Source organism: Bradyrhizobium zhengyangense, from assembly GCF_022012555.1.
Classification (GTDB): Bacteria; Pseudomonadota; Alphaproteobacteria; order Rhizobiales; family Xanthobacteraceae; genus Bradyrhizobium; species Bradyrhizobium zhengyangense.
Genome location: NZ_JAKLTZ010000042.1, coordinates 1 through 13,438 on the forward strand (window position 1 = coordinate 1; position 13,438 = coordinate 13,438).

11 protein-coding genes and 1 pseudogene are annotated in these 13,438 nt (G+C 60.1%); 4 read left to right on the plus strand and 8 right to left on the minus strand.

All coding sequences use genetic code 11. From position 1 onward, the window contains the following. The 5 genes from L6639_RS41925 to L6639_RS41945 all read right to left on the minus strand — a co-directional run. Nucleotides 1-335, minus strand: a 335-nt coding sequence (locus L6639_RS41925; RefSeq protein ID WP_237867240.1) for a hypothetical protein, incomplete at its 3' end; no start/stop codon positions are given. A gap of 133 nt (nucleotides 336-468) precedes the next feature. Next, complete coding sequence (locus L6639_RS41930) at nucleotides 469-840, minus strand: nickel-dependent hydrogenase large subunit (protein ID WP_232995620.1); 372 nt, start codon at nucleotides 838-840, stop codon at nucleotides 469-471. A gap of 75 nt (nucleotides 841-915) precedes the next feature. Beyond that, entirely contained in the window at nucleotides 916-1,119 is a 204-nt protein-coding gene (locus L6639_RS41935; RefSeq protein WP_232995619.1) for a hypothetical protein, read from the minus strand. A gap of 1,132 nt (nucleotides 1,120-2,251) precedes the next feature. Beyond that, nucleotides 2,252-2,590 (minus strand): P-II family nitrogen regulator, encoded by a 339-nt coding sequence (gene glnK / locus L6639_RS41940; protein ID WP_128929799.1) that lies wholly within the window; start codon nucleotides 2,588-2,590, stop codon nucleotides 2,252-2,254. A gap of 133 nt (nucleotides 2,591-2,723) precedes the next feature. Then, nucleotides 2,724-2,888, minus strand: coding sequence for a Trm112 family protein (locus tag L6639_RS41945; protein WP_128929798.1), 165 nt, complete (start codon nucleotides 2,886-2,888; stop codon nucleotides 2,724-2,726). A 38-nt stretch (nucleotides 2,889-2,926) separates the two neighbouring features. Between L6639_RS41945 and L6639_RS41950 the strand changes: the two are divergent. Further along, nucleotides 2,927-3,277, plus strand: a pseudogene (locus tag L6639_RS41950) (transposase); the annotation flags it as partial. Nucleotides 3,278-3,867: 590 nt separating this feature from the next. On the opposite strand, the gene L6639_RS41955 reads toward L6639_RS41950, so the two are convergent. Further along, nucleotides 3,868-5,055: an RHE_PE00001 family protein gene (locus L6639_RS41955; RefSeq protein WP_128929796.1), complete on the minus strand. Its 1,188-nt coding sequence runs from the start codon at nucleotides 5,053-5,055 to the stop codon at nucleotides 3,868-3,870. Nucleotides 5,056-6,138: 1,083 nt separating this feature from the next. Beyond that, on the minus strand, nucleotides 6,139-7,341 hold the full coding sequence (locus L6639_RS41960) for an integrase core domain-containing protein (RefSeq protein WP_128929795.1): 1,203 nt from the start codon (nucleotides 7,339-7,341) through the stop codon (nucleotides 6,139-6,141). A gap of 1,170 nt (nucleotides 7,342-8,511) precedes the next feature. Between L6639_RS41960 and repA the strand changes: the two genes are divergently transcribed. The 3 genes from repA to repC all read left to right on the plus strand — a co-directional run bounded on the left by repA (nucleotide 8,512) and on the right by repC (nucleotide 12,167). After that, entirely contained in the window at nucleotides 8,512-9,723 is a 1,212-nt protein-coding gene (repA, locus tag L6639_RS41965; protein WP_128929794.1) for a plasmid partitioning protein RepA, read from the plus strand. Then, a complete protein-coding gene (gene repB, locus L6639_RS41970; RefSeq protein WP_128929793.1) occupies nucleotides 9,720-10,739 on the plus strand; it encodes a plasmid partitioning protein RepB in 1,020 nt (339 codons plus the stop codon). The genes repA and repB overlap by 4 nt, the downstream gene beginning before the upstream one ends. A 195-nt stretch (nucleotides 10,740-10,934) precedes the next feature. Then, nucleotides 10,935-12,167 carry a plasmid replication protein RepC gene (gene repC / locus L6639_RS41975; protein WP_128929792.1) on the plus strand — a complete coding sequence of 411 codons (1,233 nt, stop codon included), beginning with the start codon at nucleotides 10,935-10,937 and terminating at the stop codon, nucleotides 12,165-12,167. An 807-nt stretch (nucleotides 12,168-12,974) separates the two neighbouring features. Here repC and L6639_RS41980 read toward each other — a convergent pair. Then, nucleotides 12,975-13,438 (minus strand): TCP-1/cpn60 chaperonin family protein (locus tag L6639_RS41980; RefSeq protein ID WP_276576269.1); only part of this gene is annotated, 464 nt, incomplete at its 5' end.

Below are 13,438 nucleotides of genomic sequence, written 5' to 3' on the forward strand. Positions count from 1 at the left end.
TTGTTCTCCTTGGCCTTGCGGCTGAAGAAGGCGTGCGGGATCTGCACCAGGATGCCGGCGCCGTCACCGGCGCGCGGGTCGGCGCCGACGGCGCCGCGATGCTCGAGATTGCAGAGGATGCTCAGCGCATCCGAGACGATCTCATGCGACTTCTGGCCCTTGATGTTGGCGATGAAGCCGACGCCACAGGAATCCTTCTCCAGGCTCGGATCGTACAGGCCTTCGGCTTTGGGGCGGGAATTGTGTTCCTGAATCGGATCGGTCGTTTTCGAGGCGACCGTCGCCGACAGCTCTTCTGCCACGATGTTTCCGCGCTCGAATTGCGACCCGTTCATTGTATTCCTCTTTCGACATTGGGTGCACTCCAACTAGCCAGTTCGCATGCGGGTTCTTGCCGCCGTAACAGCACGTGGAGTTTGTCGACGTCCTTCTAGAGATCGAGCGCCTGCAGGCAATGTGCCACCGCCATTAGGTTCGCCTACGGCGAAAGCTTGTACGCTGGGTGCCTCGAAAATGCGCTCTTGAATGGATCGAGTTTCTTTGTTTGCACGAGCCTGGTGAGCCTGGTGAGCAGTAACGCGACGAATGAGATCGATTGCGCAAGTGCTGAGGCCGCCTTGGCGTCAGCCTCGACTGCGAAGACCGCGCCGACCGAAGCCAGCCCAATCCAGAGCATGCACGTGACAAAAAATGCACGAGATAGTCATGCATAGTTGCATGATGTAACAGGTTTAAACTGGGAATCTCCCGGATGACGATGCCAAGCGGTTCACTACTGCGCGCAGGTGCCGGCGCGTGCGTGCCGGTACAGACCCAGCAAATTCGCTCGGTGAACGCCAAGGCATCGCGCGCCCAATACCACGCCGCATCGTCTCGTTGAGACCGCGTTGCGGATCACATTATCGGAATCGACATTCACCTCGATAAGCAGGTGAATTCGATCCTGGTCAGCGGATCGACAAGATCGCCCTCGCTGGAGTTACCGAGCGTGAATCGGTTGGGCGTCTGAATGCCCATCATTGTACTCTCTGAGTTCGACTGAATTCGTGGGCGGCGCTTCCGCGCTTGCTCGTAAGGCATTTCAGCCCCATCACATGCCGCATGGACGAACGTCGCCATGGTGTTCTCAATACCGAATTGCTGCGCACTCTGGTCGAGCAAGCGTTAGGTGGTTTCCCCTTGCAGCCATTTTGTAGAGGCAATAGCCCTTGCTAGCCTGCTCGTCGTCCATTCTCGGCCAACCGGCCGGCATCGAAATGCCCGCGACGTTAGCACTTGTCTGGATGCGGTGGATTGTCTTGAGCCGCGAGGTACTTGGCCCTTACATTTGGCCCGCATTTGCCGGAAAGATTGCCTCGGGTTGGCCTCCAGCGGCCGCCATGATAGCCCGTCGCGCCGAGCGAGATCATCGACAGCCCCGCTTCCTTAAGCGGCGGTTTGCGATGATCCGCATAAAGCTCTCCAGGCAGCAAGTGCACTTGAGCCCGTGCATACAGATTACGCAGATGCGCAGCTTGGTCTTAAGAGCTCAGGCAGTACGGCGGCTACGAGCTGTCAAAGCCCGAGGCTCGCTGCAGCGGGACGGCATAAGTTGTGAAAACTTCGCCGCGTGATGCTCTGGCGCCTGGACTGAATGTCGAAACGCGCCGACGTTGTTCGAAGGACTTTGCAAGAAGTTGACCATCGTAGCTTGGCACTCTCCTCTACATGCATGCCCGGGAGCTCGCGAGGGTACAATCTCATGGTCGAAGCATTCTTCTCCCGCGCCTCATTGTCGCGGGAAGCGGTCAGATGTGGCGCTCATCACGAGAATGCCCAACGCTCAAAAACATCATCGCCGACCGCCACACGGCCGCCCCGTTTCCGTCGGAACGCAAACGCGCCTACTGTCTGGAACGTGCCAAACTGTTGGCGAACGCGACGGTACCTTTAGTGACACGGTCCGCAATGCGGCGCATAGGCGATCTGCTGAACAGCACGACGTGCTGCTCAGCAATCGGCCCGAGTTCCTCCGCCGCATTGAAGGAATGCTCCCGACGCGATGCTTCCGGTTCCGAGAAAGCGATCGAGGGCCAGCTCTAGCGAGTGCGGCGCCGGTTTGCGCGATCGGACTACAGCGACCCGAGCCGCTGTCGATAGGCCGCGGTGCATCTCGCGAAAAACACGGTTCCGATCCGGAAGAACTGCGCGCGAACTGGCACGGCACCACACCGAAGCTCGGGTTATCGAAAGGTAGATCCAGGCCGCGAAATCAAAGGGCCGCGGCGTCGGTCTCTCCGGTGCGGATGCGGACCGCGTGGACGAGATTGATGACGAAGATCTTGCCGTCGCCGATCTGCCCGGTTTTCGCAGCGGACGTGATGGCCTCGATGGTCTTGTCGACCTGATCAGAAGCGACAGCGACCTCGATCTTGATCTTGGGCAGGAAGTTCACGGCATATTCGGCGCCGCGATAGATTTCCGTATGGCCCTTCTGACGGCCATATCCCTTGACTTCTGTCACCGTGAGACCGTGAACACCAATGTCGGTCAGGGCGTCACGGACGTCTTCCAGCTTGAATGGCTTGATAATTGCCATAACCATTTTCATGGGTTCTATCCCCGCTTGGGCCCGGCCCGGAAGTGGCCGGGCGTTTCTCGACTTGTTCGCCACGACGGTAAAGTTTCACTACCCGAGCACCCAGGCTCTTGAGATCAAATCCCGTGCCAGATCGCCGCTTTGCCTAACGGATTATGAAAACGGGCGGGTCAGCGAACTTGCGCGATCGCGAGATCAGCTCCTGCTTGGCCGAGCCAAATTCCAGCGGGTCCTTAGTCAGCGGGCAGACGAGGATCTGCAGCAATTTTTGATCGAACACTATTTCAGGGCGTTCGGCGGACGCTGACATCGGCGTCTCCGGCATTGCCTCTAACAACGCCCCGGCGCATGCCGGCAAAAAAGTGGACGCCGCGTCGTCTCAGCGTTCATTGCTACTGCGTTTGCCCAGACGATGCGGAGACAGAAAAGGCGCAATGGTGCAAGGTCGCCGACCAGCTCCGCCAAAATTGCCCAAGCTTGCGCGCTTGCTGGCGAGGCTTGGACCGATGTGCTGGCCTATGTGACCTTCTCGCCGCAGCCCCGGACCAAGCAGCACTCCACCACCCAATCGAGGACCTTAACGACGAGATTAAGCGGTGCACCGAGGTGGTCGGCATCTTCCTGAACGAAGACGCCATCGTACGCCTGATCGGCGCGATCCCGCTCGAGCAAAATAATGATGAATGGGCCGTCCAACGCGGCTGTTGCATGACTCTGTAAACCGCTGCCAATGAATGATGCAGCCTTCAGCCTTCAGCCCTCCGGCAATCGCCAGCTGATCTGCCCGGCTCCTGCCTACGATCGCGGTGATCGCCGCCAGCGACACCACGCAACGGGATACGATTGCCGCGGTCGGGATACCCTGTCATTCTCGTAGCGCCGGAGCCCAAGGAAAGGATGCAGATGATACATGGGCCTTAGCCCCATCGACAAGCCCACCACCCGCTATCGTTTTCGCCTGTGGGTGGTCACGAGCATCGAGTCCCCTGTCCGTTCGCGGCAGGCTGAGCTTAGGAGAGCCGCCGAGCTCAAGCGCCGCAACGGCATGGGCAGCAGGACTTTAGGCCGTTCCAAGGTCACGAGAACGAAGCCTGCGGCAGATCGGCCGTTTGTCCATCTCTCTTGTTGAGTCCGAGTCATGGAGGAGGGGATCAATCGGTGCGGAGGCCCGCTTGGGCGCAAGCTGTATTTTTCAAGAGTCTCGGGAATTCTCGATGGCGGGGTTGATCCTGCGGGCATTAGGAACCGGCAGATTGGTCGTCTGCTGGCACTCGGGTAGGTTATCTTTTTTAGAGAACACCCCAGGCTCGGTAACGCCCTCGTCCAGTGGTCTCGCGCAGACCAAGCTCATTTACGAGACTCAATGCTGCACGCGGTGTGATATCCAGCTCTTCTGCGATCATGCCGGCAGAAACGACTGGCCGGCTGAAGACGTAATCGATAAGCGCCGGCAATTTCGACGTCGATCGATGGCCGGCCACCCTTCGAAGCATCAGAGTGCGTTCGTTCAGCCACCTGTCGTGCGTCTTCAGGCCAATCTCACCAGCGGCCGTGATGGCCTCAAGCTCCGCGACGAGACGGGTTGCAAGGTCGCGCGAGCGGCGTCGCTCACGCGGGATCGTCTTCAGCCCCTCATGCAGGCAAGCCAGGTGTGAGCGTGCTTTTCTCCGATGACCTAGCAGCGCAGACGTAAGCAGCTGGCCAAGCCAGGGTCGGTGCTGAAGGGGCTCGAGACTGCGCCAGCTGTCCGCGGCAATGGCCGCCGCGAGCGTCGGAGGCAGGCTCCTGCTTTGCTGAAGGCCGCGTCTCCAGACGGCAAGACGCTTTTCTTCGTCCCAATCGGGGTCGTAGACCAGTGGATCCCGCTCGGTCATTCGACGGAGATCGCTGGTTAAGATCTGGTCGGTCTTGGCGATCGCGGCGTCGATTTCTGCGAAAGCCTGCGCGAGTCCGTCATTGCTCTGAGTTACAGAAGAGTAGTCGTGGGTTCTCGGCACATGGCTGTCCTGCTCCGCCTCATGATGCGTAGTTCCGATGTTCGGCGGTTCGCAGTCCTCCTCTTCTATTCCATTTGTGCCGGCTAACCCGCGCAGATCGGTGATCCCGACGGACGAGAGAGCCCAGTCGGGGCCCTCGCGGTGAATGCGCCGGCGGGCGCGGAGTACATCGCGAGCTCGGCTCAGCTCGTGAGTTGGCGCACGAACATCCATGCCAGCGTCATGAAGAACGAGATCTTCGAGGTGGACGAGTTCGCCTTCCAGCCATAGAGTGGCGCATGCGTCGGTGAAGTGCGTCCGACTAATCCAACCGTCTCGGATTGGGCTTTTCGCAAGGCGCTCATCTAGACGGGCTAAAGCATCTTCCGCGGCTGCGAGCGGAAGTGCAATCGCCGACCAGGGCAACGGTTCTGGTATTTTGTAGCTACTAGACAACGCCTTGATAACTTTGATGAGAATCGGCGACACGGAAGCTATCATGTCGCTAATTTCCGTCATAGCGACATAGCTTCAACTGCTATGATGAGCGTGCAAGCGTTAGTGCCGATCGGTCTTTAAACCGATGTCGGAGTCCTAGCCTCTATTCTCCTTCCTCGGCCGTCCGCCTGTAGAGCTGTAGAGCAACCCGGTTGGCATCATTACTACCGGCGGGGGCAGTTGCTGGGCGGCTCATCTACAAGCGGCGATGGCCCCCCACTGGGCCCCGCATGAGTCTGGCGCATGATTAGGCAGTCTGTAGCGGCGGTGCGAAGGTCATATCGAGAACTACCCCTCGCGGAGATAGCAGCCAGATTTGGCGAGTAGGCGTGGCAACGGTCGTCTTGAAGAGTTCAGTTCCGACCAGCTAACGGCGTATCGGCGGATGGTCAAAGAACGGTTACGAGACTTCTTCAAGAAGGGTTCGAACGATTAGCCAACCGTAGTTCGATTTGGAGCTTCGCGGGCCTTCACTCGCTCTGGCCAGTCGTGAGAACGCCTGTATCAAAGGCCTAGATTGAGCTAGGCTGTGTTGTCAGCTGACAACGTTTTGCTGCGAAGTGTTGGTGTCGGATTCACCATTAAAATGCATTAACCATGTTTCGCCGGACGCGCGGGCTACAAGTGCTCGAATGGGCGACCCGTCGGAATTCTGCAGATCACCTAGGAGGTGTTGTCAGCTGACAACGCCGACTCGCCTGCTTTCTCATCGCGCCTCTTTTGCCCTCCCCCACATCGCACAAGATGTTGTCAGCTGACAACAGTACGGGGGCCGACCGCAGACTACGAGACAAAGGCTCTTGAGCCGGTTCCGAGCGGGGATCGTCTCGAGCGGGATGGATCCATCCGAGCGGTAAATTGCCGGATCAACAATGTAGTTTCCTCAAGCGCCTTACCCGACCAGTCCATCTGTGTCGGTTTGGGGTGCAGTCTAGTCCCCGCTGGGACTGTCGAGGCTCGACCAAAAGTTGGAGGCCCCTTCGGGGGCAGTGGCGTGGTATGCGAGTACTTCAATCGCGCGGGTTGCATGGTCCACCGGGTTGATTCCTGACATTTTGGACCGGGCTGATGCCTGACAATATTCGATCATTGTTCTCCTGTCTGCGGCGTTTCCTGCGCGATGCGGAGCCGCGCGCGCGGCGGAGCAAAGCGCAGGAAACGCCGCTCGCAATTGATCAGCCCGAGATCGCGACCGCAGAAGCGCACGAGGTGGCCGCTAGTGTCGTGCTCACAGAGGCCGACGAGCTCACCTGCGAGCGCCTCGCCAACGAAAACGTGCTCGCCGCGCCATTTGATATCGCCGGTGGGACGCACCCGGCGAACCTCGTGATCGGCGTCGTACCAAGGGTCATCGAGACGGCGTGGCAAGGTGCGCGAGGGCGACTGCCAGAGTTTGACGGGCGGCATCTGGTCGAGCGCCTCATGTGGCCGCTCCTGGTTGAAGTGGTGGCGGAAGGCATCGAAGCGGCGTTGCTGCTCGGCGACCGTTGCCGCGGGCGGCTTCGTGGTCTGGGCCTTCAGCGTGCGGTGCATGCGCTCGTGCCGGCCGTTGTCCTGCGGGCTCGCCGGGGGGATGTAGCGCGGTTCGATACCGAGCTTGAGCCACCATACCGAGAGCGCCGAAAGGCCGCCCGCCCCCGTCGATCCAAACGGTGCACCATTGTCGGAGCGGATCGCGGCGGGAAGGCCGATGTCCTTGAAAACACGTTCCAGGGCGCTCCTGACGCCCGCCCCCGTCGGATCGACGATGCGCACTTCGATAAGATAGCGGCTCGCCGCATCGGTGATGGTCAGCGGATCGCAGCGGTTGCCGTCGCGGGTTCGGAACCAGCCCTTGAAGTCGATCGCCCATTCTTCGTTGGGTGCGCTTGCCGGCGCCGCCACCTCGCCTTGCGCAATCGCCCGGCGTCGGCGCCGACGCGCCTCGACCAGGCCCTCACGCTTCAGGATGTCGCCGATCGTCGAGGCTGCCGGCCAGTCGACCTCCGGCCGCTCATGCTCAAGCCATGCCTTGATCTTCTTCGGGCCGAAATGCGGAAACCGCTGCCGCGTCGCGACGATGCGATCGGCCAGCCGCCCCGCCGTCGCATGCGGGCAACTCGCCGCCGCGTGGCTGCGCTCCTCGAACCAGCGCCGCTCCCCGCTCTCCCGACGCCGCTTCCAGACGTAGAACGTCTCTCGGCTGACGCCGTGCCGCGCGCACAGCTCCGTCACCGAAAATGCCCCCGTCTCGTACTCTCGAAACAACGCGACACGCTCCTCCACAGGACTGCTCTCCCTGAAAGGCATCGCCTGATCCTCCTTCGAATCAGACGAGCCTTGCCTGTCAGGAATCAACCCGGTCTAATCTGTCAGCACTCAGCCCGGTCTGTACCCATCCAGCCCCCCGCCCGGCATGCAAGCAGCGGGTGGCGCATTCCTCGCTCGTGCCGCACCATTGCCCGCTTGATGGATTGGACAGCGCAACGCGAACGCTAGCGCCATTCGCCGTCTCCAGGCGTCATCCGTTTCCCTTGCCGCTAGTTGTCCCGCATGTTGTCAGCTGACAACAGTGCCGTGGCAACCGTGGAGCGTGGGGTCCGTTCACCTGCCGCTCGTTTCGCTAGGCTCAGAAGCCCCGAGCGACCAAGGAGGAGTCCGGGGTGGCCCAGGTAGCCCTGAACCAACGGCGAGCATCAGAAAACCCGCCAACTAATTCACCGCTCGGACCTCTTCCGGAGTTAAGGCGGTGAGGAGGTCATCCGTGGTCATGGCGGGTGGTTTGGCCTCGGGCCGCGTGCGGACGGTACCATGTTATAGCGGGTCCTAGGCGCGTGGCCGCTCGCGTAGCGAAGCCTGCAATGCGCTCGGTCTTTCCCGTTTCTTTGTGGCCGGGCCTAGTGACCGCCATTCTCTCCCTTGGCGAAGGCTTGGCGCGATAACAAAGCCGTTGTCGCTCATGCCGGATGTTGAGGCCGCAAAAGTAGGTGATGACATCGTGTTGAGAAAGGCACCGCACCTTTCCTCGTCACGGCGGATTTGGGAAAAAGCCAGGCACGAAGCTTCGCGTCGCGACGCGGATGAACTCATGGTTGGCGCCGCGGCTGTCCCCTTTTGGGAATCATGAGTGATGCGATAGCCGGTACTGAGAATCTGGCGAAGCCTCTAACGTCGGTACGGAAGCCCCGCCGGGCTGAGCGGCGCTCCGGCCCGCCAGTTCCAGATCCGTATGCGGCTTAATCCAAAGCGGGGCAGGATGCGGCCAACGCCGGCCGGTGACACCTTGATCGCTGGCGCTGCCGCGCACAATGCCTCGACGGCTAAGGTGGCTGTGGGTGGCGGGGGGTCGGCGATGAATGGGTCTGGAGGAGCGAGCGCGCAAAGTTAATCCTTTCATTCTTGCGCCGACTCGGGAATCGTGTTGAGTCTGCAGACGGTAATCCGCCGTCTGAGCTGCAAAAACCGTTTTGGATTGGAAAGATGAGAGTTTTTGAGACAGAGGAGGGGTGGCCGGAGACAGCGAGCGCGCGCATTTCCTGCCATGCCACTCTACTCTCTGGTCAACTCCGCTCGTTGGGCGCCGCCCTTTTTCCACCAGCGGCTGCCAAGACTCTTCGCCCGTTCTCCTCCGGAGAGGTGGCCAAGATCGTTCGCGTGTCAGACGGCTATTTGCGGCAACTTTCCCTCGACGGCCTGGGACCTGCCCCCGCGATCGGTCATGGCGGGCGGCGGTCGTATACCTTAGCTCAAGTGAATGAGCTGCGGGCCTATCTGGCTGCAGCCCGCCCGCGGGAGGCAGTTGATTTTCTCCCACGGCGGCGCCCCGGCGAAAAGCTTCAAATCATCACGGTCGCTAATTTCAAGGGCGGCTCGGCCAAAACAACGACCGCCCTGTATCTGGCCCAATATCTCGCCCTTTCCGGCTTTCGAGTTCTGGCCATCGACCTCGATCCGCAAGCCTCTTTGTCGGCCATGTTCGGCTATCAGCCGGAATTCGACATTGGGCAAAGCGAAACCATTTACGGCGCCATCCGCTATGACGACCAGCGCCGCCCCATGCGTGAAGTTGTGCGGCCGACCTATTTCGAGGGTATAGGCCTAGTGCCTGGCAATCTCGAACTCATGGAGTTTGAGCATCACACGCCGCGCGCCATGGTCGAGCGCCGCGAACGTGGACATGATCTTTTTTTTCGCCGCCTAGCGAGCGCAATCGATCAGGTAAGCGACGACTATGATGTCGTGGTGATCGACTGCCCACCTCAGCTCGGCTACCTGACGATGGGCGCTTTGAATGCGGCGACGGCGATGCTGGTGACAATCCACCCGCAGATGGTCGATGTCGCATCGATGAGCCAATTCCTTCTGATGACGTCGGATTTGATGTCCGTCATCGAGGAGGCGGGCGGCCGCCTCGATCACGATTTCATCCGCTATGTGATCACGCGCCATGATCCGAATGACGTGCCTGAGGCTCAGATCGTTGCGCTGCTGCGCAATCTGTTCCGCGAAAACGTGCTGCAAGCGACAGCCTGGAAATCCACTGCGATCTCCAATGCTGGCCTGACAAAACAATCGCTCTATGAGCTTGACCGCGGATCCGTCGGACGCGGCGCCTATGACAGGGCGGTTGAATCTGTCGATGCTATCAATGCGGAGATCGTGCAGCTGCTGAAGAAGGTGTGGGGACGATGAGCAAGCGCACGGATGCTATCAGGGGGCTTTTTACTGCCGCACCTCAGACGAGTCCGTTGTCAGCTGACAACACAGCACCAGCGCCGCTGGCGCGGGTGTCGTCAGGTGCTGTGCGCTCGCTGAAGGAATCTTTCTCAGAAGTTGAGAAGGAGAATCAGGAGCTTCGGGACAAGCTCACATCTGGCGCGACGATCGTAGAGATCGATCCCGGTCTGATAGATCCCTCGCCCGTGTCTGATCGTTTTCGCGACGACGACACGGCTTCTTACGAACTTCTCAAGCAATCGATTTCGCAGATCGGCCAGGAGGTTCCTGTCCTCGTCCGCAAGCATCCGACAATGCCGGGACGATATCAGAGCGCTTATGGTCATCGCCGGGTGCGTGCCGCGCGCGAGCTGGGTATTGCCGTCAAAGCGATCCTAAAACCGCTCTCCGACGAAGCCCTCGTCGTGGCACAAGGCCTTGAGAACGCGCCGCGGGAGGATTTGAGCTTCATCGAGCGCGCGATGTTCGCAATGCGCATCGAAGATGCCGGGCACAAGCGCGCAGTCGTTCAAGACGCGCTCGCAGTCGATAGGGCCGAAGCGTCAAAACTGATTGCGGTTGCGAGATCCATTCCGCCCGACATTATCGATGCTATTGGCAAGGCCCCAAAGGTTGGCCGCGGGCGATGGCAGAGCTTTGCTGATCTCTTGGCGGATGCGTCGGTGATCGACCGCGTAAGGGCGGCGATCGGGGACGACAAGTTCGCCGGCCGTGAGTCAGACGACAGATTTCTGACGGTGTTCTCGGCCGCGAATAAACCTGCTGCAACTCGCCAATTCGCGCGATCGTCTGCTGTGCTCGCCTCAGATGGACAGCGCATCGCTCAGGTCCGTCAGGGCGATCGAGAACTCAAGTTGACCATCGACAAGAAGGTCCCGGCGTTGTTCGCGGACTTTCTTATCACCCAGCTTCCGAACCTGTTCGAGACGTTTTGCAAATCGGACAGATCCGAGGAGACCACCGGGGCTTAGCCGCCTCATGAACAACCGCGAACCAGGAGCAGCACGGCAAAAGAAAAAAGGCCCCCGCAACGTCACCGTCCCGGAAGCCTCTCTTCGTAGTTTGGCGACTAAAGAGAATCACTTCCGCGCACCATAGTCAAGAGTCTTGTGAGAGACGGCGCCGTTTCGGCGAGCAGATTTTCTTTGCCCGCATAAGGCAAAGACATGCAATCACGTGCCCCAACGACGCCCTTTGGGCGGCGCTCGTTGAAGCTTGCCCATGTGGCAACACAAGTCGCAGTATCGACCAGGCCATCGGAAAAGATCGTCCATAAATGGAAGATCTTTCAGGCCATCTGCATCGCAAGGCCGCGCCTCGGTATCTCTGAGCGTGCGCTGACGGTGCTGGATGCTCTGCTCAGCTTTCATCCCGAGACTACGCTCACGGGTGAGGGTGACCTCATCGTGTTTCCGTCAAACAATCAGCTGACGCTGCGAGCTCACGGCATGCCGGTGTCCACGTTGCGGCGTCATCTCGCTGTGCTTGTCGACGCCGGGCTCATCGTTCGCAGGGATAGTCCGAACGGCAAGCGCTACGCTCGCAAAGGCAGCGGCGGTGACATCGAGCGCGCCTTTGGCTTTGACTTGTCGCCACTCGTCGTTCGCGCCGAAGAGTTCGAGAGGCTGGCTGAGGAAATCAAAGCGGAGGCTCGTGCTATCAAACATGCGCGCGAGCGCATCACACTCTGCCGTCGTGACATCGCCAAGATGATTGCAACGGGCATCGAGGAAAACGTGCCGACCCACAGGGAATGGAAGGGGCCGGCTGATTGGGACGAGGTGCATCGGGCATTCCGTTCGATCGTCGAGACGATTCCACGCCGGGCGACCTGCCAAGAACTTGAGGCGATCGCCGACGAACTATCGCAGCTTGCCGACGACGTCCTCAATCTGCTGGAAACTCACGTCCAAGCAGCAAATATGAGCGCCAATGAGTCCCATACTGAGCGTCACTTACAGAATTCAAACCCAAACACTCTTACTGAACTTGAACCTAGCCTCCAAGAAGGCAGGGCGGCGAGTACCGAGCCGCAACCACAACCGGCGCGATTTGCGGAAGGCTCCTATCCTTTGGGTATGGTCTTGAGCGCATGTCCAGACATCGTCGACTACGCCAAGGGAGGGATTTCAAACTGGCGCGATTTCATTGCGACTGCGGCGGTCGTTCGATCCATGCTTGGCATCAGTCCCAGCGCGTGGGAGGAGGCGCAGAGCGTCATGGGGGAGACTCAGGCTGCAATTGTGGTCGGCTGCATCCTGCAGCGAGGGGAGGTCATCCGTTCAGCCGGCGGATATCTGCGGGGGCTGACGCGAAAAGCCGAGGCCGGCGAATTCTCGCTCGGGCCAATCCTAATGGCGCAGATCAACTCACGACTGCACGAAAAACGAAGGGCCTAACGGCTAGTCTAGGTAAGTGTCTCTTGGGCCCAGCGGCTCGGGCCGTCGCAGGTTTGATGTTGAGGTTCAATTTGAAGAGGTCTTGGCTAACGGACTGGGCGCGAAGGCGACAGCACCTCAAGAAACGTCAGGCCAACATTGCGTACGGGCTAATGAGCGGTGACACCCACAGATTAGATCGTATGCGCCGTCGTTTTGCAACGACCTCAAGGCGCCTGATTCGTTCGCCGCAGCGCAGCAATTATCCGCCGCCAATTAAGCCCTTCGAATCTGTCTTGGCCTTGCATCGCTGTCTTTACGTCATGGCGCGCAGCCACGGCTGGCGCCATGGCGTCGACCACCGCCGGTACGAACTGCGGAACGTCCGCTTTTGTTGCCGGCGCCAGGTAAACACCTGTTGCGGTATCAGCCCGTGTCGTCGGGCATCTCGTCGCCGCCAGCGCCCACGAGTTTTGGCCGAGTGATATGCCTCGATAATGCTGCGCCGCGCTCGAGCATAGCTCTATAAGCCGCGCGACCATGCGTCCGCGAGTCTAAACGAAATGCTCAGGTCCGAGAATTATAAGGCTAACGTTTCTCATCTGCGACCTGCCGTGTGGGTAAACAAAAACCTGATCTGACGATCAGCCAAGGCACGAAGGCAATGCGCAACGGAACCAATCGTGCCGGCCGTTTAGACGGTCCACGCCTAAAAAAGGGTAACCCCGGCATTGCTGCCAGGGTTTGTGCTGTTGGATTTTGCTCAGCGAGATCCCGGATCGGCGGTACACCGCTTGCGCGCTGCACCGCGTCCGGGACGACTCGTCGTTAGAAGTCCATGCCGCCCATGCCGCCGGCGGGGGGCATCGCGGGGCCGGCAGCGGCCTTCTTCGGCAGCTCGGCGACCATGGCTTCGGTGGTGATCAGGAGCGCTGCAACGGAGGCTGCGTTCTGGATCGCGGTGCGGACCACCTTGGTCGGGTCGATGATGCCTTTGGAGACCAGGTTGCCGTATTCGCCGGTCTGGCTGTCGAAGCCGTAGGCGTACTGGTCCTTCTCCAGGATCTTGCCGATGATCACCGAGCCGTCTTCACCGGCGTTGATCGCGATCTGGCGAGCGGGAGCCGACAGCGCCTTGCGCACGATCTCGACGCCGGTCTTCTGGTCGTCGTTCTTGGTGCGCAGGCCCTTGAGCTGCTCGGAGGCACGGAGCAGGGCGACGCCGCCGCCCGGGACGATGCCTTCCTCGACAGCCGCGCGGGTCGCATGCATCGCGTCATCAACGCGATCCT

What these genes read in the sequence shown, in the direction of transcription:
- L6639_RS41935 (WP_232995619.1), bottom strand. Translation starts at nt 1,119, where the DNA reads ATGGCGACGTTCGTCCATGCGGCATGTGATGGGGCTGAAATGCCTTAC.
- glnK (WP_128929799.1), bottom strand. Translation starts at nt 2,590, where the DNA reads ATGAAAATGGTTATGGCAATTATCAAGCCATTCAAGCTGGAAGACGTC.
- L6639_RS41945 (WP_128929798.1), bottom strand. Translation starts at nt 2,888, where the DNA reads ATGTCAGCGTCCGCCGAACGCCCTGAAATAGTGTTCGATCAAAAATTG.
- L6639_RS41955 (WP_128929796.1), bottom strand. Translation starts at nt 5,055, where the DNA reads ATGATAGCTTCCGTGTCGCCGATTCTCATCAAAGTTATCAAGGCGTTG.
- L6639_RS41960 (WP_128929795.1), bottom strand. Translation starts at nt 7,341, where the DNA reads ATGCCTTTCAGGGAGAGCAGTCCTGTGGAGGAGCGTGTCGCGTTGTTT.
- repA (WP_128929794.1), top strand. Translation starts at nt 8,512, where the DNA reads ATGAGAGTTTTTGAGACAGAGGAGGGGTGGCCGGAGACAGCGAGCGCG.
- repB (WP_128929793.1), top strand. Translation starts at nt 9,720, where the DNA reads ATGAGCAAGCGCACGGATGCTATCAGGGGGCTTTTTACTGCCGCACCT.
- repC (WP_128929792.1), top strand. Translation starts at nt 10,935, where the DNA reads ATGCAATCACGTGCCCCAACGACGCCCTTTGGGCGGCGCTCGTTGAAG.